This window comes from Acidithrix sp. C25 (assembly GCF_904848545.2).
In genome coordinates this window covers 352,995-374,491 of the sequence record NZ_CAJHCI020000003.1, presented here as the reverse complement: position 1 = coordinate 374,491, position 21,497 = coordinate 352,995, and the positions used below count along the sequence as shown (strand labels likewise).

Genomic DNA, 21,497 nt, shown 5'->3' with positions numbered 1-21,497 from the left:
CAACAAAGCCGAGACTATTGGTCAAAGAGCTAACTTACTTCACGCCGATAGTCACATCGCCGCTTGGTTCATTTGGGTTATCCATTTCAGCTTGCTCAGCCTCCCACCTAGCAGCCTCGAGGTCAGAGTGTGATTCCTTGAAAAGATGAGATGGCCACCAATTCCAATGACCCAAAAGGACCACAACACTAGGGACCAAGAGAGTTCGGACCAAAAAGGTATCCATAACGATTCCAAGAGCAAGGCCAAAGCCAATCTCTTCTACCTGGGAATTTCCTAGTTGGGCGAGAGCCAAAACCGCAAAGGTACCAGCTAGGACCATTCCCGCCGATGTCACAGTCGACCCAGTAGCATTTAGGGCGACCTTCACTGCAGAGCGAAGATCTCTATGTTGGGCCTCTTCGCGGATTCTTGTCATAACCAAGATGTTATAGTCCTCTCCCAGTGCTAATAGGAAGAGGAATAATAGGAAGGGTAAGACAAAGTTGAGTCCGCTATTTCCGCCGAAGTAGATAAAGACAATAACGTCAGCCCCAAGTGCGGCAAGATACGAGAGAATGACGGAGATCATCAGATAAAGAGGCGCCACACCACTTCGTAGAACTAAAGCTAGCAGAACACCAATAATGATGATGACCACTGGAACAATCTTGACAAGATCCGAACTCGACGAAGATGCAATATCGTATGCCGCTGGAGCTAGACCAGCAACTCCATATTTTTCAGCCCCGAACTTATTCGCAACCGCTCCCACCTGAGAGCGAATCAACGGTGTAGCATTCAGCGCAGCGGTCGAAGCTGCATTTCCAGCGCTCAGACTTGTTACGAATAAAATGGTTCTTCCATCTTTGGAGATGAACTGATACTCGCTACGATACGCCTGATATACCTTCGGAGGAATTGATAGGTTTGCCGGTTCTATGGCTGGCAGTCCAGCTGGTGAACCCAACTGTGCATTCAGTGCACTTAGCTGGCTTGCGCTAAATTTGGTAGCTAACACATTGAAGGGACCAAACACAGACTTTAAGGTCGACTGGTGCGAAAGATCGGTTTGCATAGCCTCTATATTGGATAGATTTGACCAAACCGATCTCTTGAACTTGAAGATTACCTCCGTCGGATTGAAGCTCGATGAAGGGAACTCCTTGTTTAGGATTTGAGTACCATAGTAAGAGTCAGAGCCCTTAGGAGCGGTGCTTGCCGAGGCAAACCCAGATGGCGAATTGCCAAATGATGCAACCGCCAAAGAACCAAAGATAACGAGACCTATGATCAATGTAGTTACAGGCCTAGTTACAACCCTCGCTGCAATCCGTCCCCAGAGTCCTACTTTTGGTTCTCCAGGACGAGTCGAGGTTGGCCAAAAGACGGCGCGACCCAGAACCGCTAAAATCGCTGGCAATAGAGTAAGGCCTGCGATCAGCATCAGAGCAACGCCGATAGCTAGCGGCCAGCCGAGGCCCCGATAGAAGCCAAAAGAGGCAGTCACCAAGGACAAAAGCGCTGCGATAACCGTCGCCGAAGAGAAGGTAATAGATTCTCCGACTTTCTCAAGCGCCCTAGATACGGCAGCTTTAGGCTCTAGTCCGCGACGAAGCTCTTCCCGCACTCTAAAGACCAAGAAAAGACCGTAATCAGTTCCGGCACCGATGATCAAAATAATAAAGAGAAGCTGGGTGACAAATGATACCGTAAATCCAGCTTTGGAGGCCTCCGCGATAATTGGACCTCCAGCTAGTACTACGAATACAGCTGGAAGCAGGGTTACAAACGGAGCCAACACAGCACGAAAGACAATGAGAAGAATAACTACAACCAGCAGAACTGAGTAGTTCTGAGCATTGCTTGGACCAGCGCTGTTACCGGAGTTTGAATCAACAGTAACCGCTGTCTGTCCTGCCAAGTGAACAGAAAGGTCACTCGGGACAGGTGTTGCCTTGATGGCAGAACGCAGGTTGCCCACTAGTGTCTTTAGACCCGTGGCACCAAATGGACCAGTCTTTGAGATTATCACTCCCTGGATAGCACGTTGGTCAGGCGAAACCCCTGCCACCTTAACCGAAAGTACTGTCGGCTCCTTTTTCATCGAAGCCAGAACGGCAACAAATGCAGCCCTATCTGTTGGGGAAAGTTTACTTTGACTAGTCTGTGCAACCACTATGACCTGGGAGTCGTTGGAGTTTAGAAATGGCGACGCTAAATTAGCGGCCTGTATCGAGGGAGAGCTAGATGCAAGAAATGCCCTATTGGAATTGGTAACCACCGAACCAAGCGACGGCAAGAACTGAATCGATGCAAAAGTGCCAGCGATCCAAAAGACAATGATAAACCATCGATACTTTACCGAAAAATGGCCTAAGCCTCTAAAAAATTTTTGCATATTACTCCTATTAGCAAATGATGACTCACTCTAAAATTTGGCGAATAATCGATAATCCAAAAACAACTATCTACCCTGGATTGTCAAGTCTCCACCTCCCGATCCAACACCGTAGGATTGCGTGGATTCGACTCTATCCCTTCCAAAAGTTCATCCAAAAGTTCACATAACATTCGAAATCGATCATTTCCCATCTTGTTGATGCCGCCTATGATCGGTTCCATTCGCTGATGAATCAATTGTGCAGCTACAGTTCCTTTATCCTTAGAAAGCGTTACCAACGTCCGTCTATGATCGTTGGGGTCTTCAGTTCGATCCACCAGCCCTCCATTGCTCAATTGGCTCACCAGATTCGAAGTGGTAGCCAAAGAGACGTGAAGATGTACCGCTAGGTCAGAGACTGAGATTGGCTGGAATATCACGATATGAGAGAGTGCAATAATGTGACGAGGCGAAGGTTCTGGAACATCTCCTACTATCTCTTTTATGTTGGTATCCCGAAGAGTTTTCAACACGCCCGACATCCTAGACAGAAGCTCGAACGGCCTAGCATCGCGTTCAGTCTCACCCTCAAAAGGATTTCCTGAAAGATTGTTTCCCTCGGGCAAAACTTATTTCCCTCTCTTTTTGGTAATATTCCAACTTCACTCAACCCCAAAGGGGCCTACTTGGCCATTCGTCCAAAGGTCTTGAGTTGAAAGATGTATGTCTAATCATTAATTACTTCAAATAACAAAACTATATTAGGTTCAAAATAATTTCCGGAGTTACAATAATCTTTGCCTTGGCGAGACGAGAAAATGATCACTAGGTGATTTGAAGGAAGTCAACTCAGACCACCTCAAACCAACTCTATTGACTCTGAACTACTACATGGATGTTCAACTAAACAAAATCATGCTAAATCACCACTAACAATAAATCGACAGAAGTGATAGCAAGAATCACCGATCGCCATTTAGATCTCTCTAAGAACGATTTGTCTGTCATCCAAAAGTTGTAGACCACCTTTTAGCACTGCGATTCCAACTAACAAGAACAAGAGCCAATTGCAAAGGGGAGATGCCACAAGGCCGATTCTGTTTTCTTTGGCCATCTCCAATTCGCATCGACTTGTTTAGATCTAATAGGCCAGAACCTGGGGTAAACAAAGATGCCGGAGTTACCATGTCTGCCCGCCTAGGGGCACGAACTATTCATCTATGGTCATCTATGGTCATCTAAGAGTGAGCGAGGACTATCGAAAAGCCTGGTAGAACCACAACTTATCGAACCACAACTTATCGAACCACAACTTATCGAACCACAACTTTCGGATGAGCCCTGAAATCATCCCTTGGATCATTGGTCGAATCAAAAATGGCGACTTTACTTATCTAACATGGAAAACAACTTTGCAGTGAGAACTGAAGGTCTCACTAAAAAATATGGTGACAAGATCGCAGTTAACTCCGTTGATCTTACGATACCTAGAGGCGTCGCCTTTGGCTATCTTGGCCCCAATGGCGCAGGAAAGACCACTCTGATAAGGATGCTGCTTGGTCTTACGCCATCCACATCCGGGCAGATGTGGATGCTAGGCGAAAAAGTCCCCGAACACCGCTCTCTGGCACTTGCTAAGGTTGGAGCAATCGTAGAGGAACCTCGGTTCCACGAATATATGACAGCGCTAGAAAACCTACGCATCGCTGCAGCAGTCCGCGGACCCGAAGCGGAGAAACGAATCGGGGAATCGCTCGAACGGGTCGGCCTGGGCGAACGATCAAAAGACAAGGTTAAGTCGTATTCATTGGGGATGCGACAACGTCTAGGAATTGCTCGATGCCTATTGACTGACCCCGAGCTCTTGATTCTAGATGAGCCAATGAACGGCCTGGATCCTGCTGGAATAATGGAATTTAGACTTCTGATTCGAGCATTTGTTGGCGAGGGCAGAACGGTTGTCATCTCTTCTCACCTACTTGATGAGATTGAAAAGACGTGTGATGCTGTCTCAATCGTGGACCAAGGGCAAATCATCCGCCAGGGAAATCTCTCCGAGATGTTCGGAAATCCATCGGGCGAAGTTGAGATAGAGGTCGGAGACAGCGAAGGTGCCCTTAGCGTACTCTCCCGCCTCTCCTATGTTTCGAGCGTCGAGTTAGTTGGGAAAAACCAACTGAAATTTGAGCTCAACCCCGAGGTAAAGCCATCGCAGGTCAACTCGGATCTGGTATTGGCGGGCGTATTAGTAGAAAAATTCTCACCGACTCGCAAGACTCTCGAAGACGAGTTCCTGTCGATTACCTCAAATATGGGAATTCACTAGAAAGAAAGATTAACAAATGTGGTTTCTAAGAAAGATGGTCTCCTCGGAGGTACTTAAACTTCGTCGGAACCGAGGGCAATTTTTAACTGCTCTACTCCTCACGGTTGGCGTTGTCATCGTCGACTTCGCAGTCGCAGAGGGGCTACACCTCTACAACTCGACTTCACATGGCCCAGCTGGTGGGACCAGCAATTTCCATAACCTAATCACGATTCTAACCTTCATAGGTTCGACTGCAGCGATTATCATCGGGGCATATGCCGGATCAAGCGACGAAAGCTCGGGGGTATTTCGTGATCTTGTGGCAAGTGGACGATCCAGGACTTCGCTCTATTTAGCTCGAGTGGCTGGAGCAATTCTGTTTTACCTGCCATTTCTCATCGCCGCCCTCGCCTTGGGTATAGTTGGAACGATTATCTTCCACGGTAATCTTCCCAACCCAACAGCCGGTGACTTCTTTAGGAATGCAATAGTGACAATTGCGGTGACGATCTTTTATCTCACCCTCTCGCTCGGCTTTGCGAGCCTCACACTCTCACGATCCATCACAGTTGGGGTTCTGTTAGTTTGGGTACTCTTTGCTCAACGACTAATTGCAGCGATCACTTTTCTTGGGTCATCCAGGAAGGCGCTACCTTTGGTTGCTCAACATGCGCTCAACTCGGCTCGAGGCGGACCATTTTCGGTTCCAATCAATGAAGGCGTTATAACAGCCGTGATAGTTCTTATAGTATGGTCAGCAGTCGTGCTGGGGCTAGGCGCGGTGCGAACTGTCAGAATGGATGCCTAGCATCTTAAACAATGGGAATTTCAACCGACAAGATCTTATCTAGATCGCCCTACCTCATTGGGAATGGAAAGCGCCGATCGACAATCGCTTTCGGCGCTTTGATCGCCTTTTTGATGATCGTGAACGTCGCAATTATGTTTCACGAGCTTGGATCGGTGCCCTCCACTAAGCAAACTGTGGTAGTCATCTACTCAATGGCGGGGTTGATCGGCATTGCCCTACTTTCGCTATCTCGACGATGGCCAACTTTTACGGTGGCCATCGTCTTAATCTTTACAGTAATAGAACGATCATCTCAATACCAGACGGTCTATCCAATTCCACTTCTTATTGGAATCTTCGCCTTTTCGGTCCTTAAGCCACCAAAGAAGATCATCGTGATGGCTGCGGTAGTTACCGTGGCATATTTTATTGATTCGGTAGCACTAGGCATTGGTCACTATTTGGTAAGAGGCGCCTTAGCCGCACTCTCAATCGTTGTTCCGGTTTCATCATTTGGACTTTGGATTGGGACAAATCAAGCCTACGTTAAAGAACTTCGAGACAGATCGGCGCAGCTAGAAAGAGAAAGAGAGCTTTTAGCCGCTCAAGCTGTAAATGATGAGAGGGTTAGAATCGCCCGAGACCTCCACGATGTAGTAGCTCATCACGTCTCGCTAATGATAGTCCAAGCAGGTGCGATCAGGGAGTCGCTACCGCCTGCATCTCCACTTAGGGATTCGCTTGATCAGCTTGCAGATACCGGGCGAGGAGCTATGTCTGAGATGCGCCGCATGCTCAATGTACTTCGAAATGACCGAGAAAATTCAATACTACCTCTCTCGCCAGCACCCGGAATACACGAGATAGAAGCTCTAGTTAGCCGAGCGAACGATGCCGGTTACGCGATCAACTATCGAATAAAGGGCCAAGCGATAGATTTATCAGAGACCCTAGGAACAACGGTCTTCCGGGTAGTCCAAGAATCTCTAACCAATATCGTAAAGTACGGTATCGGAGTAAGTGGTTTTGTAGAGGTCGAATATCGAGGCAAGGAACTTGCCATAACAATAGAAAACTACGGACCGTTTCGCCACCACCTAGGGGGCGATGGCCATGGAATCGCTGGAATGAAAGAACGTGTAAACCTGTTCAACGGCTCTCTCGATGCAGGATATGCATCCGATGATATCTTTCGAGTCGAAGCTCAGATTCCACTTTCCAAAAAGGGAGAACAAGTTGATTAAAGTGGTCATAGCAGACGATCAGCCCCTCATGCGGTCGGGATTTAGGATGATCTTAGAGGCCCAGGAAGATATCAAGGTTGTCGCAGAGGCTGGTGACGGAGCCACGGCGGTATCGTTGTGCGAAACATATCATCCAGATATTGCACTCATGGACATAAGAATGCCCATTTTGGACGGCCTCAAGGCAACACGGCAAATAAAAGATACCAAAGTTCTAATTCTTACTACCTTCAATCTTGATGAATACGTCATAGGCGCACTTCGTGCAGGTGCAAGTGGCTTCCTTTTAAAGGATGCCACTCCCCAAGAATTAGTGAGATCTGTTCGAGCAGTAGCTGCTGGAGATGCCGCCCTAGCTCCAGAGATAACCCGATTGGTCCTTGAAATGGTCCGAGTCCCCCAACAAGATGAAGTGATTGCAAATCGTGCGATAGAAGGTCTAAGCGCTCGTGAGATGGAAGTCCTAAAACTTCTAGCGCAAGGAATGTCGAATTCAGAAGTTGCGGAAAGACTTTTTGTCTCTGAAACCACAGTAAAAAGTCACGTATCTCACCTTTTAGCTAAACTCGGTCTTAGGGATCGTGTTCAAGCCGTCGTAATGGCCTACGAACTCGGAATCATACGTCCCGGAGAGAAATGAATACCAGCAGGATTATCAATAAACGATAAAAACTGATTATTGAATTCCATGAATGACTTTCGATGGCACAAAAGGCTCGTCCCAAACCATCGCTATCTCCAAAGCGGTCGCCGATCTTGCCCGTCTCACGCTAAAAGGGAGGAGACCAGCGCCCTCGTCATCTGGTCGCCCCACTCTACAGCATCTAAATAGACCAGTTGCAACTTTGAGATAGGGATATTGTGTTGGCTAGCAAAATCATCCTCGAGTTCGCCGCTGCCCAAGAATCCGAGCTGGAGAAATTCTGCCTCAGCCAAAATCTTGCCCAGATCACCCTCAAGGAATAGAGCTGCTGAAGCAACCTCTGGATCAATCGGCAGACCAGCCAGGACCTCCTGCACCGGCACCCCCAGCAAAAGGTCGAGACTTGAAAGCAGACCAGTTGTATATGCAGCATTGGCTAGCTCTGGATCTACGAAGATTGCTAGTTGCTCGCAAAGGCGAGCTCTAATAAGCGCAGTCGCAATACGCTGATCGGGTATGTTCGCGGGCTCCACCAAAAGCATCAAGGTAACCCAGGTCTGCAACCTTCTCCAGCCCAGCAAAGCAATCGCCTCATTTAGAGATCTAATCGATCGCTTCATACCGTAAAATGATCCTTCGCTCGCACCTTGAAGAACCCTATAGGCTAAGGCCGGATCTCTCTGGACAATGCACGCAACCTCATCTAAAGTCGAAGCGGGTTTATTGAGTTCCGCTGCTAGACGAATATTGGTAAGATTCGCTGGAGCAAGAGTCCTTCCTTCAATTAGCTGGGGCCTCGAAAGGACATAACCCTGAAAAAAGCTAAAACCCATTTCAGTGAATCTCTCTAGTTCTTCCCAGGTCTCCACCTTTAAGGCGATGGTATTGATATGGAATCTTTTAGCTACCCTAATCAGCTCTGTAATCTCGTCATCACTCCACCTTTGAATATCCACCTTAATAAAATCCACAACCTCCAGGAGCTTCTCTACACCATCGAACCACTCAAAATCATCTAGAGCTAGTAAAAAACCTTCGTTCGAAAGTCTACGTAACGCTATAGCCAATTCATCGTCTTGTAGAATTGTCCGAGGGATCTCGAGCACAGTACGATCCGGGGGGAAAACTATAGGCACCTCCCCTGCTATGATGCGATGATCGGCGTTGAGAAACAAAAGTGCCTCACCGGTAATCCGTTCGATTCCCAGGACAAAAGCATCGACCATCAATTGAGCCGTCATTAGGTCCCCTTTGTCTTGAGAAGCCATAGGGCTTCCTTTCAGCCTCCCCCGAAACAACAATTCATACCCAACAACTTCAAGGAGTCGATCAAATATAGGCTGACGCGCCAGTATCGATTCATTACTCACGGCCGTCTGGTCCATATGCGCATGTGCAAAACTATCCATTTGTTCATTGTCAACCAAACCTTACGGTCTAACTTCATCGCATTCCAAAATTAATCCCAAAAATACAACTTTCTTACAACGAACATCGGAACTACCGAGACTTTGAAGACCCAACTCCATATGTGAATTTATCGGCAAATAAAGCAGTTTCATAAATGATATTAAAACCATATACATCAAAAAAAGTTTGTCATCCACGGAACTCCCGAATAAAAGTCACTAAAAATTTAGGCGGAATAATAAATGCCTTGGCCTCCAAAAGGATTTGTTCAAAGCCATCTTCAAATGACATGATTCAAAATGATCGGTCATATATCGGACCATGTCGAACTTCTTAGCGGCTTAAACCTCTAAATCAATTCTCGTGCAATTTGGCTTTGGGGTAATTTTGCGGTGCTACATTGAAGATGAACAAATATACCATACAGTAAAGGCAGCATATATATTTGGCGCGCTCTCGGTCATGAATCCTTTTTATTGAACACAAAATCGAAAGTTTAAAAGCTCTTTGACGTCGCCGACGTTGCATACAAAAAGATATCAAGATAGCAAAAGGGGCCGGACGGGCACATTATCATTTCGATATTCAGCAAAGTCTGGCGTCACCATGGCCAACAAGCTAACCTATCTAACCGATTTAAAGTCAACACAAATGGCTTATGAACCCAATATCGCCTCCGTCCCAAATAAACTAGCAAACCATAATGTCTAATAATCTAGAAAATAGTAACAAGCAAACCAATCTTGATAATTGCTAAAAGCAAAAATACCTAAAACTAAAAAGTAATTATTAGGTCAGTAATTAGATACTAGTTCTTAGGTTGAAGCGAAATGTAGCAAGAAAAACTCCTCCTAAATACACGCAATGAAACATATTCCTATGTAGAAATCGATAAAATCTCCTCAATCAGAGCCACCTCTAACCGACCAATCGGTCATAAGTGTAGGCATAATCTTATAAATAAAGACTTTTTGGCAACTGCCGAGCATAGCAAAAACCATCGATCGATATTCACGGCGAGTCGGGGTCAACCGGTGCTAAACAGCCAACCCCAAAGATGCGAACCAATGGGTCCAGATAAAGATGAAGGGATTCGATCAATTTAACTATCGTCGTCTAAGAGGTGGCCCTTTTCTTCTTAAAAAACGAGTTCCAGGCACGCATCTATCTGGTGCTCGATTGAAAAGATGGCGCTTTTCGAATAAAAAATCTATTCATCAAAGTAGATTCTCTAGAACAAGTCACCTTGAGCTAATCAATGCGAAAATCACCGATCTTAAAATCTGCCCAAGTTGTCTTTGCGCTCAGCAAGCGAGATGGCGATGCCGGGAGTCAAACAACACTCAAATACACTTTCGCCCGAAAGCTCGTGCCAAAGCACAGCAATCTTCCAAATAGGCCCTGCTCAACTACCCGTTACCTTCATCTAGCAGGAACAAAAATAACAAATTCGCAATCGATACGGGCCAGCTTTGGTAATTTGCTACTGCAGAAACCATCCTGTAACAGACTCTCGAAGGGAGCGCTGTTCGATTTAGACAAACAGTCAAAATGTTATTGACCCGAGCGTACCATCATCATCGGTCGATGGCCCATAAATGCTGACAAAAGAGTCAAAAAAAAATTAATTTGAAGACGCTTGGATGACGATTAGATCATAGGAAAAATTTGAAGCAACCCAACAAGGAGTTCGATGTGCCGCCATCACTCGATGAACTAATCGATCAATTTGACAACGTTACTTCCAGTGAAAGCACTGGGGCAGCCGTGCTTGAACTGCTCCTAGACACTGATATCTCGGTCGGTGAAATAGCTTCGGCTATCGAGGAAGACCCTTCGTTTTCGAGACAACTAATTTCAATGGCGAACTCTCCGCACTACAAAAGAGCCAACGCCACCAATCACCTTCCGACTGCCATCTGTCGCCTGGGGCTATCCACGCTGGAAGCCTTGTCGGCAATGACCATCGTTGACCACGTAGCACCTCTAAAATGGTCAGACTGGTCTAATGCTTTGAGCGTAGCTTATGGATCTTCTAACCTCGCTAGACGCTATCGAGAGGACTCTACAAGTGCATTCAGCGCTGGACTGCTCCACAATGCGGGAGAGATCGTCATGGCCCACATCGATCCAAGCGGATACGAAGTTATCCTATCAGAATGCAAAAACACCGCAAATGCCCGAACCATACAAAAGATAAAGTCAATGGAGATAGAACTCTTCGGCATAGACCACTGCCATTTAGCAGCAGAACTGATGAAACGCCTCCACTTTTCGCCTGACGTAATAGCAGCGATCGCTCACCATCGTGATTTTCAAATCGCGACCGATCCACTCTCAAGGAGCGTGGCCGGAGGGGCCAGGCTGTCTAGCCTTCGAACCATGAGCCCTGAGGCAATGCCATCGGATCTATTGCTTCCGATGGGTATGGATATAAATGACGCCCTTGACCTTGCAATTGAGGCAAGGACTAAGGCTATCGAGACACTAGGCATCTCTGACACCACATTAGGACTTTTGGTAATTTAGCCTGATGGCAAGCATTGCAAAAATATTAAATGTTTCTGGACCCCTTAGAAGATCCTCTTCTCGTCTTTGAGACAAAAAATCCAGCGCCAACCACTACAACCACCAGTACAAAGCCAAAAAATAGCGATGTCATGAGATGAAGTACCCAATTTATAGCCAATATAGCTACTAGTGCAGCCGCACCAATTCCGGCAAATTTAGCGATTCGCATCTTTGCTCCTTATCTATTGAATAAAAATTATCATATCTCCAAAGCCTGTGAATTCCTTTGGAACTACACAAGCAATTGAAAAAATCATTCATCGCTGCAAGAAGCTCCAGCGGGTCACCTCTAAAAAAAAGGCCCTAATCGAGTGGCCAAAAAAGTACCCAGCCGAAACGAAGATCACCCCAACCAAAATAGAGATAACAAAAGGAATAATAAACAAGGAGCCTAACCCAACAAGTTCAGCTACTGCCCTTGCGTTGCCAATAACGTCAAGCCCCATCAAAGCCTTAAAGAGCATCTCCAAAAGAAATGAGACTGTCGATGCGTAGATCAGATAGCGATATCCACGACGTAGCTTGACCAACCCAAAGATCAGGCCCAGCACTATTGTCAGCCCCCAAAGGCCCGAGATTGATATAAGAACCATCACTGCCGTCAAAGTTCCGACAATCAGATATTGCAGCTTTGATGACTTTTTCTGGACTATGGATGGATCAATCATTGAACTACCTTCCAATAAAATGCGAACATAGTGGTCATCGAAGCGTCCAAAGCGCTATCGCCGAGCTCGCAGAGGTTGGAACCATTGGCAGATAACGACCTTGACGCCACGCTAAAGCCTGGTTGGAATATAGCGGTGATATAGGATTCTCGCTTTGGCCACCTGGAATAATACCAACGAACTTAACTCCCAATTCGCCGACCATTCGCCAACTCGGACCGGCAGTGCTCAATAGGTTCCCATCGGCTGCATCTACAGTCCAGGAGTCACCTGCGCCTGGGAACGGCCCATAAGAGAACTGCTTTACTTGAGCCAATGAGACGAACTCGCGTTTATGAACCTTTCCCCACTCGATAGCTGACAAAGAACTGCCATAGGCCTTGTCAAGCTGCGTCACGGTCTGGACGAAAGCTTTGAAGATGATCTTGTTCCTGCTCTGGCCCGAAGTAATCGAGGTATTAAATATTCCCGTAGAGGAAGGGTGTAAAGAAGCAGCCTCTATATCTTCGACAAGTGCAGTCGAGGGAGTTCCCACTACTAAATTTGGATCCTTGGCCGTTGGTACTCCAGAACGAGACCATAACCCTCCAAAGGTATCTGTCATGTAATTCTGGAGGAAGTACCACCAAATCGTTGCCGCAGAAGAAGTCGTGTCCATCGAATAATTCCACTTCTCAAGACTCGACAAATACTGTTTGTAGAGTGGCGATAGTGTGAATGCGCCACTTGGATTCGAAGAAGCAACAGCACCCTTAATCAGCGGCACAATCTCACTAGCAAGTAAATCAACGTTGTTCGACTGGAGTGCCTCCATTTGAGCCATCGTCACTTTTTTCGTACTTGACAGAACTTTCTTTATGGTGCGAGCTCTAAATCCGTTGGAAAAAAAGTTAGCTGAGGTTCCTATGTAATATGGATACTTTGAGGTAACCTCGCGCTGATTGGCCGAAAATGCAAAGTGCGTAGGTGGATCATAGACCATTGGAACTTGGGAATAAGGTATAGTACCCACTACATCGTTTGAGCCATTTCCAGAGAGAGGCAGCCAAGGTCTCGCCGCTTTCACCTGAGGATAGATGCCAGGAGCCACAATTCCTATATTCCCATGGACATCTGCGTAAGCAAAGTTCTGTGTGGGGGCGAGCCAAGTCTTGAGTGAATTGCGAAATTGACTAAAGTTGCTAGATCTCCAGACACCAATCATGGCGCTTAGATCTCCCGAGGGAAGTGCACCCGTCCAATAGACCGAATCTGAAATGCCAAATTTTGAGAGTATCGGACCGTGTACAGTCAGACGAACTTGGTAACTCTTGTAGCCACCACCCCTAAGTGGAATCTTGTAATTAATTACATTCATCTTTCGCCACTTGGATTTCCAGAAATACTCACCGGGTCGACTTGGCGATGTCACCTCTTGATAAAAAAAGGTTGCTTGATTTTGGGTATTAGTTAAGCTCCAGGCAATATTTTTATTATGACCAATTAAAATTCCCGGCAGACCTGGAATTCCAACGCCGGAGATATCAATAGTGGGAGAAGATGCAACCATCTGATACCAAACCGAGGGCAAAGACTGGTGCAAATGCGGATCTCCGGCGATCATCGCATGTCCATTAGCCGACTTAGTGGAGTCCACAACCCAATTATTCGAGTTGCCGCCAACACTTTTGAGTAAGGGCTGGGACGAATTGACCCAATTGAGAATCGATAGATCCACATTTTTCAAAGAAGTAGCTGAAAGCTTGACCGACGATCGCTTCTTAGGTTTGTTCATGACCGTCTTAGCCGCGATAGCTCGACCTGTCGAATTTGGGGTTGTCCCAGGAATGACCTGTGTAATCGGCGAGAGTGGTGCCTTCTTATATGGTCCCAAATCATACGGTGCCTGAGGGTTGTTTGCTACCACTGGAAAGAGCGCCATTGTCTTGGTGTAGCCCAATGACTTCTCTAATAACTGATAGTCGATTGAGGTTACATTGAAATCTAAAACCTGGGTCAAATCCCCTTCAATCAAGAGCGAATCGATCGGCGTCCAATTTGCTGGGGTGTACTTCAGAAGTTTGAATTGCGCAGGCAGGTTGCGATTGGACTTGAACTGCGAAATTTGATAATTGACCCCCGCGGCATAGGCAAGCAAATCCTTGCCCAAAGCCGACTTGCTCCCTATCTTCTTCCACTCAGCTGCAGCGGTTCGATTCAATCCCAAGGTCAGCTCAAGTTCATCGTTGGACAGAGCGCTGTTGCCAACTATCTGAGTCAGAGTTCCCGAAGCCTCTCTGCGGAGTAGATCCATCTCAAAAAGACGAAAGTGGGCATGAATATAACCCATTGCTTCAAAGAGATCATGGTCAGAACTGGCATTTATGGTGGGTACTCCGTTGGCATCAAATGCTACAGTTACGGCCGAGTTCAATCCGGGGAGGCGAAGCGTCTGCGTAACAGGAGGTTTTGCATTATTGGCCATAGTCCAAACCCCTAGAAAAGGATTAAATGTATTTCCAAGAGATGGAACCGTTCCATAACCTGAGATTCCCAGGGATATGGTTACAACAAGAACTAGCGTTGCCACAATAAGCTTGGCAATAGCACGCCCCTTATTCTTGCTTATAGACAACTTCTACTACTTTCCTAAAAAATTCAAGAACTTCCGGCACTCTTTCAAAGATCTACCCCAAAGGAAATTCTCAATCCCTTGTGGTTCGAACGACCACTTCACACCAAGGCGTAATCAAATCGATCCACTGCATGAACATACCATTCTTTTGCTGGCCCGTTGCCCCCAGAATTAGATTTTAAAGAGGTGGTTGACAACTCAATCAGTCAATTCGGGGCCAAGCACCCACATGGCTAAGCCAAATCATAGGCCCAGCCCATTATGGCCCATTGATACAAAAACGAGAGTTAAAAACTTTAAAGCCCTAAGGTCAACTAATTTGCTAGGCGCTTTTAACTCACGACAGATACCTAATCAATAGTCACCATATCTAGGAGTGCTCAGTTCTAGCCAATTGCCGTCATACCTTCAACCGGGCATATGAGCGTTAAATTAGAAACGAAAATGAATGGGCAAACTTATAAGGAAGCGACTTTGGATGTCGGATAGCTAGAACTTTAGATTGCGCCAAGGTATAGATTACGATTTCGAAATTTCCAAGAACTCGATCTTTCTCCTTTACTATAGAGAACTTCGAATTTGCATCTGGAAGTTGAAAAGCAACAACGCAGACGTGAGATCCTGCACCCTTGCCAAGACTTTTCTCAAACCGCCTCACGATATTGTATGGGAGAAGTTTGACCCCTAAGAGGTGCGCATTTTTACCCGCCACATGAAATGAGGCCGGTAACGCCACAAAACACGATGCAGAAGACGTGCCCAACCCAGCCGATGCACCCCCACAGGATGACAAAAGCAAAGCTAAAGAAAGTAAACTTGCCGCTCCAAGAAGCCGCGCCTTAGAGCCAACTTGAAATCTAACTCTCATTTAGATCACCATTTAAAATTTCAACGGGCAAAGATTCAGCTATTGGAGTTGAACTTCGCCGCCGTGCAAAGGAAGTCCAAAGGTATGCGCCCCAGCCAATTGGAATCGTCATCCAAAAGCTTATCAAGCGATAGATCAAAACCGCTGCTACCGCCGACTCTTGAGCGCCCCCATAGGCGACTAGCGCTATGGAAAGACTCCCCTCCACCACTCCTAGTCCGCCCGGTGTAATCGGCAAATTCGCTGCCAGCTGTCCTGCACCGTAGGCGAGAAGCAAGCCTCGCCAGGGAATCGATTGATTGATGGCATAGTATGCAAGCACGAGAACACTCGCATCAAACACCCAATTCAAGGTTGCAACAAATGTCGCCAGTAAGACTCGTCTCAGCGTTGGCCGCGTCTCTTGAAAGGATTGACAGAGCGCATCTACTTCCCCTATGCCTCCTCTTGGTAGGCGAATAAGTCTGTATGTCAACCCCAGAGATGGTCTAATTATCTTTATCAAAATCGAGGGTGAAGATATCAGCCAAGAGAGGCCAACCATTACGACCAACACTCCAGGAATTACCAAAATGAGATCCAAGAACTCCGAACTTCTAATCGAATCAAAGACTCCGATCAAAGCAAGAACAGCCAATCCAGCGCCTGAAAGAAGATTGGTGGAGATTATCACCCAACTATCGAAGATCGAATCGGCCCCCATTTGGCGATATTCACGAAAACTGTAGATCGAAGAAAAGGCCGTGCCTCCAGGAACGCAATTGTTGATGGTGGTCGTAGCTATCGAGATCGCTACAGGATGGAAAAAGCCAGTTCGTAAAAGACGGGTTCGTAAAAGCAAAATCGTAAAGATGCCAAAGGCCAGCACGGAAGCACCTTCTGCGAAGATCGCTAGAACTATATATGGCCACTGCGCAGACTCAATCAGCTCGAGAGAGCCCCCAAGTTCGCCAGACTGCCCACTGATTACATAGACACCAAAGGCCAAAACCCCAATGGCAAAGGCCGAACCAAGAATCCGTCGAGCTCGACGATTCGACTTCAAACCACGAATCCCATTGGATGATCGCGCCGAATTATTTGTCTTCAAGGAATGCAATTCATCACTCTCTAAAGAGACCACCAGAGGCAAAGTCTCAAGGCTTCTGCGCTAATGGAGCTTAGTTACTTTGGCAATATAGCCATTGTAACGACCAAGTATTAACTAAACCTTGGAAGACCAAAAGCACCCCTAGGCACTCACATCAATAATTACATCGACAAATCAATCTCGCCACAAAAGAATATGGGATATTTTCTTGGCCCAGTGTCGCCTTTTGGATTAGCGTCTCTAGCTCATGAGAGAATTACTCTCTGTTGACTCGAGAGTCAAAAAGGCATTTTCCCACCCTAGGCTAACCTCTTAAAAGAACCAGAAATAGAGCCAAGAGTAAATTTAGGATGTTTGAGCGTGATCAGTAAAAAGATTTCAATCGTTGGAGGTGGTTTGGCTGGGCTGTCTGCCGGCTTCTACCTCAAACAAAATGGCTTCGATATCTCGATCTTCGAGGCAAGCGACCGGATCGGAGGAATTGTAGCCACAGATTCAGTAGAGGGTTTTTACTTAGATCGCGGCTTTCAAATCCTAATAGATTCATATCCTGACTTTCGCAGAATTGTTGATCCCTCTAAAATCAACCTAAAACCATTTACCAAAGGTGTCCACTTCGTAGATTCGAATGGTTCTCAGGAGTTGATGAAGTTTCCCGAATCATCCCGGGATCTTATCGATGCAGTCAATCTGGTCAAATCCTTTTCGATTGGAGAGTTATATCCCCTTGCGAAAATCGCCTTTGACCTTCTCAAAGGGCGGCGGGACTCTTACTTCTACATGAAAGAGCAGTCTTCGCTTGGTTATCTACAAAAAGCTGGCGTCTCCGCCTCGGTAATCAACCGATATTTCAGACCATTCTTCAAGGGTGTCTTTTTAGAGGACGACCTCAGCACCTCCTACCGAATGTTATTATTCACTCTTTCAAACTTTCTAACTGGCCATAGCGTAATTCCAGATACTGGAATGGCTGAGATACCAAGTCAGATCGCATCAAATATCGAACCAGAAGATATCCATCTCAACTCAAAGGTAAGATCCGTGTCGGACCGATCGATTACCCTAGAAGATGGAAGCGAGCGTCCCCATGACTTTGTGGTAGTCGCTACAAAACCAGATCAAGCAAACCTTCTTCTGGGCAACAACGCCAAGGTGAACTATCGAAGCGTTGCGTGCCACTATTTTGCAACCGAGATAGAACTTTCAAATGAGCCAACCGTAGTAATACCACGAATGCCCGAGATAGATTTGGCAACCGTAGTTCAACTCGATGCGATTTCAAAAAGCTATGCACCAAAAGGTGTCCATCTAATCTCGGCATCTACCCTAAAGCCAGATATGGACCCAGATGTAATAAGTGATCAGATTGCTATAGTCCTAGGAATTGAAAAAAACGAGCTTAGCCACATAAGAAGCTACGAAATCAAAGACGCTTTACCTGTAGTTTTTAGCTCTGGAAACGTTGGCGACCCATACTTTTTGAATGTATCTCAAAGAACTTTTCTAGCTGGCGACTATCTCCAGAATCCATCCATCGATGGAGCATTGAAGTCCGGACGACTTGCCAGTCAAGCAATAATGAGCTCCAAGCTAGCCTGAAGGTCAAAACGGCGATACAAGACTTGATAGACCAATTCAAAATGACAGATTCCGGTTCGCTTCAGATGGCCTAGAATCTCGTTAAATAAGTTTCATTTTTTGAAAACTAAAAGAACAGGCAAGGACAAAGACGAATGATCTTGGATAGAAATGAGACATCTCGGTCCCAACCACAATTCGGATTAGGAATTAGAATTCCCGGAAGCACCGTAACTGGGATCGAAACCATAGCAGGTAGGCCGGCAATGGTTATCTCATCTATTCCAGCGCCAAACAGAGGAGCCCTAACCCAAGAAGACGGCATCAAGATCGCTAACGCAATCAAAGTAGCAGTTAAAAACGAGCTCCCAATTGTTCTTTATCTATCGACATCTGGAGCGTCAATACATGACGGAATTGCTGCACTAAATGGTTGGGGGCGAGCCGCTAGGGAACTCGCGGCAGCCTCTGGCGTTGTGCCAATCTTAGCCGGACTATTTGGCCCTGCAGTTAGCGGACCCGCACTATTGCTTGGTCTGGCTGACATTGTGATCTCCACACCGGACTCCTATGCCTTTGTCTCTGGTCCAGAGATGGTAAAAGGATACACAGGTGTTGAAGTCGCTGCCGTTGACCTTGGTGGCTCCTACACACTAGCCACCAAAACTGGAGTTAGCCATCTTGAAGCCCAGAACATGCAGGAGATGAAAGAACAGGTGGAAGAGATTCTTTCAATTCTTCCACGTTCTACAAACTACGTCTCCCAAGTGATTGAAACGAATGACCCAGTCGGGCGATTATGCGACTCTTTGACATCGTTGATCCCTAACTCGCCCACTGGATCATACGACGTTAGGGACATAATCTCTGAAATCGTTGACGACGAATATTTTCTCGAACTTCGTCCACTTTGGGCACCCCAGCTAGTTACGGGGATAGCTCGAATAGGCGGTCATGCTGTAGGAATACTAGCCAATCAACCACGAGTCCTCGCTGGCACCTTAGACATTCCAGCCTCACAAAAAGGTGCTCGGTTCGTAAGATTCTGCGATGCCTTTAACCTACCGCTAATATCATTGGAGGATACCCCAGGTTTTCTGCCGGGGAAAGACGTCGAATGGCGAGGAATGATTCGCCATGGCGCCGAACTTGCCTTTTCATATGCAGCTTGCGGAGTTCCGAGGATATGCCTGATTTTAAGAAAAGCATATGGGGGTGCTTACATCGTGATGGATTCCAAGGGAATGGGTTCAGACGTAGTGTTCGCATGGCCATCGGCTGAAATCGCCGTTATGGGCGCACAAGGGGCAGCCCAAATACTAATGAGACGAGCAACCAACCAAGAAAGAGCCCAGTATCAGGAGGATTATCAGGCTAGATATCTCACTCCATACATAGCTGCCGAACGGGGCTTTGTCGACGAAGTCATCGAACCCAGAGATACGCGCAAATCCATAGCTTTGGCGCTGGAACTAATTATAGCCAAAAAAGAGAGTATCCGCATGGCAAAACATGCCAACTCACCGATGTAGCTTTAGATGCTCTTCCATACTCGGGCCGAGAGATAGGGCTTTAGCCTCTGTGCGAGTTCAGCGTCATCGCTAGCATTGCGCGGCTTCTTGAGTTCATAGAGATTGTCAACAGAGACAAACAGACACACCATATCAAGGAGATCGAGAGCCTTTTGACCTTTGGGCGGGGGAAATACGACTGGCCCAAAGAAGGTATGGTCACCATTGAAGGTAATGGTAGGCACGCCAAATGCGCCGTGGGCCTCACGTACAAAATCATGATCTTTTCGCACTATGTCGATTGCCTCTTGAGAATGGATAGATGAAAGCACAAGCTCGGAGTCAATCCCCACCTTCCCTGCGAACCGAGTAGCAGCTTCCAGGGTGTGAATAGGTTCACCCCTGAGATGTATTGCGGAGCCAACCTCAAAGTAAAAGTCATCAGCCAATTTAGGATCTAACTTTTTAGCGAGTGCTGCCACCTTCATCAGGGAGAATCCAAAAGACCAATCACGCTCCCAGGGGTGCTTCTTGCCCTTCTCCAAATTGATCTCTTCTAAAGAAAAAAATCGAAAGTCGATCGATAATCCATAGTGATGGGCGACCTCCCGCATCCAAAGAGATGTTGCAAAGGCAAATGGGCACATTGGGTCGTAAAAAAATTCGACACGTTCTATCTCCGATGCCTTCACTTTTCTCCTTAGCGTTCTCAATTGACAAAATTTAGGTGAGAACCAAATCTACAAAGGCAATATCACCAAAGCCACCGTCACCAATTGTGGAATGGATCATATCAAAAAACCTAAATTCTGATAGACCGCCGTCCCAAGTTCACTATCGCTACCGATCTTTACGCTTCCATCTTCTAAATAACTATGGGCATTGAGGCGTCCTGCAGCGGCAAAGACAAATGCCTCAAAGGTCATGGTCAACGAGGCGTCATCGATCTCTTTGGCATCATCTCGCGCGACCACAGCGCGACCATCGCGAATCAAAATCCTAATAGTATCAACATTACCAGGGTTAACTTCTATCTCAAAGCGGACTTGAGTGCCCTCTTTGGCCTTGACTTTCTTACCAACTACAAATCCTAGACCCGAGACCAATTGATCATATGAAATCTTTCCTGATCTATCGTGTGCAAGAAAGGATCCGCCACTGGATATTCGAATATCTTGTTCATGGACAAAACAATCCATCACCCGAATGACCATAAAGTCTCGATAGGTACCTTTGCCAATCGGCGTCCAGCTCTCTTTCGAAAACTCCTCCTCGGTCATAGAACCGAGCACCTCTAAGCGTTTGGTGACGCAACTTTCAAACTGATCTAAGATTTCGGCTGAGGACTTAGACCTTAGTGACTTTATCCAGGCCTCATTGGATCTTCCGATCTCATTTTTAACGTGCGACCCAACTTGATCGTCGTCCATCACTGGAGTTTGATCTCCGAGAAGACTCCTTTCGGTACCTACGATATGCGAAAGAATATCCCCTACGCTCCAGCCTGGACAGTTCGACAACGCAATCCATTGTTCTTCACCTAACTCACGGCAATAACCCCCAAGGGAGTTCCAAGTCTCAGCAAGTGCAGAAATTATAAATGAAGATGAATATTGCACAATGAACCCCTAATCGATGTCATCTCTTTAACACTACGACAAGTCAGTCATTACGTCGCCATTTTTAAGAATCTATCACAGTAAAAGTTAGAATACCCCCACTGGACCAAATTGCAATTGCCACCATCACATGATCAGCCTCAAAGTCCAACGATCAAAGGACTTGGCCATCTAGCAGTCAATCGCCACTGATAATCCCTATCAGGAGCCATGTCGAAAAG

At 46.5% G+C, this 21,497-nt stretch carries 18 protein-coding genes; 7 read left to right on the top strand and 11 right to left on the bottom strand.

Going from position 1 to position 21,497, the window contains the following annotated elements; genetic code table 11:
- Positions 1-34 precede the first annotated feature (34 nt).
- From ACIDITHRIX25_RS000000100735 to ACIDITHRIX25_RS000000100725, 3 genes are all read right to left on the bottom strand, one after another.
- Positions 35-2,380, bottom strand: a complete 2,346-nt coding sequence (locus ACIDITHRIX25_RS000000100735; RefSeq protein ID WP_052604569.1) for an MMPL family transporter — start codon at positions 2,378-2,380, stop codon at positions 35-37.
- 83 nt (positions 2,381-2,463) lie between these two features.
- A complete protein-coding gene (locus ACIDITHRIX25_RS000000100730; RefSeq protein ID WP_052604570.1) occupies positions 2,464-2,988 on the bottom strand; it encodes a MarR family winged helix-turn-helix transcriptional regulator in 525 nt (174 codons plus the stop codon).
- Between the two features lie 350 nt (positions 2,989-3,338).
- A complete protein-coding gene (locus ACIDITHRIX25_RS000000100725) occupies positions 3,339-3,476 on the bottom strand; it encodes a hypothetical protein (RefSeq protein ID WP_201731967.1) in 138 nt (45 codons plus the stop codon).
- Between the two features lie 303 nt (positions 3,477-3,779).
- On the opposite strand from ACIDITHRIX25_RS000000100725, the gene ACIDITHRIX25_RS000000100720 reads away from it, so the two are divergent.
- From ACIDITHRIX25_RS000000100720 to ACIDITHRIX25_RS000000100705, 4 genes are read left to right on the top strand one after another with little or no spacing between them, the layout of a single operon-like run.
- Positions 3,780-4,688, top strand: coding sequence for an ABC transporter ATP-binding protein (locus ACIDITHRIX25_RS000000100720; protein WP_052607238.1), 909 nt, complete (start codon positions 3,780-3,782; stop codon positions 4,686-4,688).
- A gap of 16 nt (positions 4,689-4,704) precedes the next feature.
- Entirely contained in the window at positions 4,705-5,478 is a 774-nt protein-coding gene (locus ACIDITHRIX25_RS000000100715) for an ABC transporter permease (RefSeq protein ID WP_052607237.1), read from the top strand.
- An 11-nt stretch (positions 5,479-5,489) separates the two neighbouring features.
- A complete protein-coding gene (locus ACIDITHRIX25_RS000000100710) occupies positions 5,490-6,704 on the top strand; it encodes a sensor histidine kinase (RefSeq protein ID WP_201731966.1) in 1,215 nt (404 codons plus the stop codon).
- Positions 6,643-7,344 (top strand): response regulator transcription factor, encoded by a 702-nt coding sequence (locus ACIDITHRIX25_RS000000100705; RefSeq protein ID WP_201731965.1) that lies wholly within the window; start codon positions 6,643-6,645, stop codon positions 7,342-7,344. Before ACIDITHRIX25_RS000000100710 ends, ACIDITHRIX25_RS000000100705 begins: the two co-directional genes overlap by 62 nt.
- 125 nt (positions 7,345-7,469) lie before the next feature.
- Here ACIDITHRIX25_RS000000100705 and ACIDITHRIX25_RS000000100700 read toward each other — a convergent pair whose 3' ends face one another.
- Positions 7,470-8,615, bottom strand: coding sequence for an EAL and HDOD domain-containing protein (locus ACIDITHRIX25_RS000000100700; protein ID WP_349632175.1), 1,146 nt, complete (start codon positions 8,613-8,615; stop codon positions 7,470-7,472).
- Positions 8,616-10,452: 1,837 nt separating this feature from the next.
- On the opposite strand from ACIDITHRIX25_RS000000100700, the gene ACIDITHRIX25_RS000000100695 reads away from it, so the two are divergent.
- Positions 10,453-11,286, top strand: a complete 834-nt coding sequence (locus ACIDITHRIX25_RS000000100695; RefSeq protein ID WP_213333476.1) for an HDOD domain-containing protein — start codon at positions 10,453-10,455, stop codon at positions 11,284-11,286.
- 25 nt (positions 11,287-11,311) lie between these two features.
- Here the strand turns inward: ACIDITHRIX25_RS000000100695 and ACIDITHRIX25_RS000000100690 are convergent, their stop codons facing one another.
- From ACIDITHRIX25_RS000000100690 to ACIDITHRIX25_RS000000100670, 5 genes are all read right to left on the bottom strand, one after another.
- Complete coding sequence (locus tag ACIDITHRIX25_RS000000100690) at positions 11,312-11,497, bottom strand: hypothetical protein (RefSeq protein WP_052607232.1); 186 nt, start codon at positions 11,495-11,497, stop codon at positions 11,312-11,314.
- Between the two features lie 88 nt (positions 11,498-11,585).
- Positions 11,586-11,996: a hypothetical protein gene (locus ACIDITHRIX25_RS000000100685; protein WP_201731962.1), complete on the bottom strand. Its 411-nt coding sequence runs from the start codon at positions 11,994-11,996 to the stop codon at positions 11,586-11,588.
- A gap of 34 nt (positions 11,997-12,030) precedes the next feature.
- Complete coding sequence (locus tag ACIDITHRIX25_RS000000100680; protein WP_201731961.1) at positions 12,031-14,610, bottom strand: penicillin acylase family protein; 2,580 nt, start codon at positions 14,608-14,610, stop codon at positions 12,031-12,033.
- Between the two features lie 427 nt (positions 14,611-15,037).
- Positions 15,038-15,478, bottom strand: a complete 441-nt coding sequence (locus tag ACIDITHRIX25_RS000000100675; RefSeq protein ID WP_201731960.1) for a hypothetical protein — start codon at positions 15,476-15,478, stop codon at positions 15,038-15,040.
- Entirely contained in the window at positions 15,468-16,568 is a 1,101-nt protein-coding gene (locus ACIDITHRIX25_RS000000100670; RefSeq protein ID WP_213333475.1) for a lysylphosphatidylglycerol synthase transmembrane domain-containing protein, read from the bottom strand. Before ACIDITHRIX25_RS000000100670 ends, ACIDITHRIX25_RS000000100675 begins: the two co-directional genes overlap by 11 nt.
- A gap of 360 nt (positions 16,569-16,928) precedes the next feature.
- On the opposite strand from ACIDITHRIX25_RS000000100670, the gene ACIDITHRIX25_RS000000100665 reads away from it, so the two are divergent.
- Both ACIDITHRIX25_RS000000100665 and ACIDITHRIX25_RS000000100660 read left to right on the top strand, forming a co-directional pair.
- On the top strand, positions 16,929-18,167 hold the full coding sequence (locus ACIDITHRIX25_RS000000100665) for an NAD(P)/FAD-dependent oxidoreductase (RefSeq protein ID WP_201731958.1): 1,239 nt from the start codon (positions 16,929-16,931) through the stop codon (positions 18,165-18,167).
- A gap of 134 nt (positions 18,168-18,301) precedes the next feature.
- A complete protein-coding gene (locus ACIDITHRIX25_RS000000100660) occupies positions 18,302-19,678 on the top strand; it encodes an acyl-CoA carboxylase subunit beta (protein WP_201731957.1) in 1,377 nt (458 codons plus the stop codon).
- A gap of 2 nt (positions 19,679-19,680) precedes the next feature.
- On the opposite strand, the gene ACIDITHRIX25_RS000000100655 is transcribed toward ACIDITHRIX25_RS000000100660, so the two are convergent.
- The gene (locus ACIDITHRIX25_RS000000100655; RefSeq protein ID WP_201731956.1) at positions 19,681-20,349 is read right to left on the bottom strand and encodes a DsbA family oxidoreductase; all 669 of its coding nucleotides are present in this window, start codon (positions 20,347-20,349) and stop codon (positions 19,681-19,683) included.
- Between the two features lie 96 nt (positions 20,350-20,445).
- On the bottom strand, positions 20,446-21,276 hold the full coding sequence (locus tag ACIDITHRIX25_RS000000100650; RefSeq protein ID WP_052606844.1) for a maleylpyruvate isomerase family mycothiol-dependent enzyme: 831 nt from the start codon (positions 21,274-21,276) through the stop codon (positions 20,446-20,448).
- Between the last annotated feature and the right edge of the window lie 221 nt (positions 21,277-21,497).

What these genes read in the sequence shown, in the direction of transcription:
- ACIDITHRIX25_RS000000100690 (WP_052607232.1), bottom strand. Translation starts at nt 11,497, where the DNA reads ATGCGAATCGCTAAATTTGCCGGAATTGGTGCGGCTGCACTAGTAGCT.
- ACIDITHRIX25_RS000000100675 (WP_201731960.1), bottom strand. Translation starts at nt 15,478, where the DNA reads ATGAGAGTTAGATTTCAAGTTGGCTCTAAGGCGCGGCTTCTTGGAGCG.
- ACIDITHRIX25_RS000000100705 (WP_201731965.1), top strand. Translation starts at nt 6,643, where the DNA reads ATGATATCTTTCGAGTCGAAGCTCAGATTCCACTTTCCAAAAAGGGAG.
- ACIDITHRIX25_RS000000100725 (WP_201731967.1), bottom strand. Translation starts at nt 3,476, where the DNA reads ATGGCCAAAGAAAACAGAATCGGCCTTGTGGCATCTCCCCTTTGCAAT.
- ACIDITHRIX25_RS000000100685 (WP_201731962.1), bottom strand. Translation starts at nt 11,996, where the DNA reads ATGATTGATCCATCCATAGTCCAGAAAAAGTCATCAAAGCTGCAATAT.
- ACIDITHRIX25_RS000000100660 (WP_201731957.1), top strand. Translation starts at nt 18,302, where the DNA reads ATGATCTTGGATAGAAATGAGACATCTCGGTCCCAACCACAATTCGGA.
- ACIDITHRIX25_RS000000100715 (WP_052607237.1), top strand. Translation starts at nt 4,705, where the DNA reads ATGTGGTTTCTAAGAAAGATGGTCTCCTCGGAGGTACTTAAACTTCGT.
- ACIDITHRIX25_RS000000100700 (WP_349632175.1), bottom strand. Translation starts at nt 8,615, where the DNA reads ATGGCTTCTCAAGACAAAGGGGACCTAATGACGGCTCAATTGATGGTC.
- ACIDITHRIX25_RS000000100735 (WP_052604569.1), bottom strand. Translation starts at nt 2,380, where the DNA reads ATGCAAAAATTTTTTAGAGGCTTAGGCCATTTTTCGGTAAAGTATCGA.
- ACIDITHRIX25_RS000000100710 (WP_201731966.1), top strand. Translation starts at nt 5,490, where the DNA reads ATGGGAATTTCAACCGACAAGATCTTATCTAGATCGCCCTACCTCATT.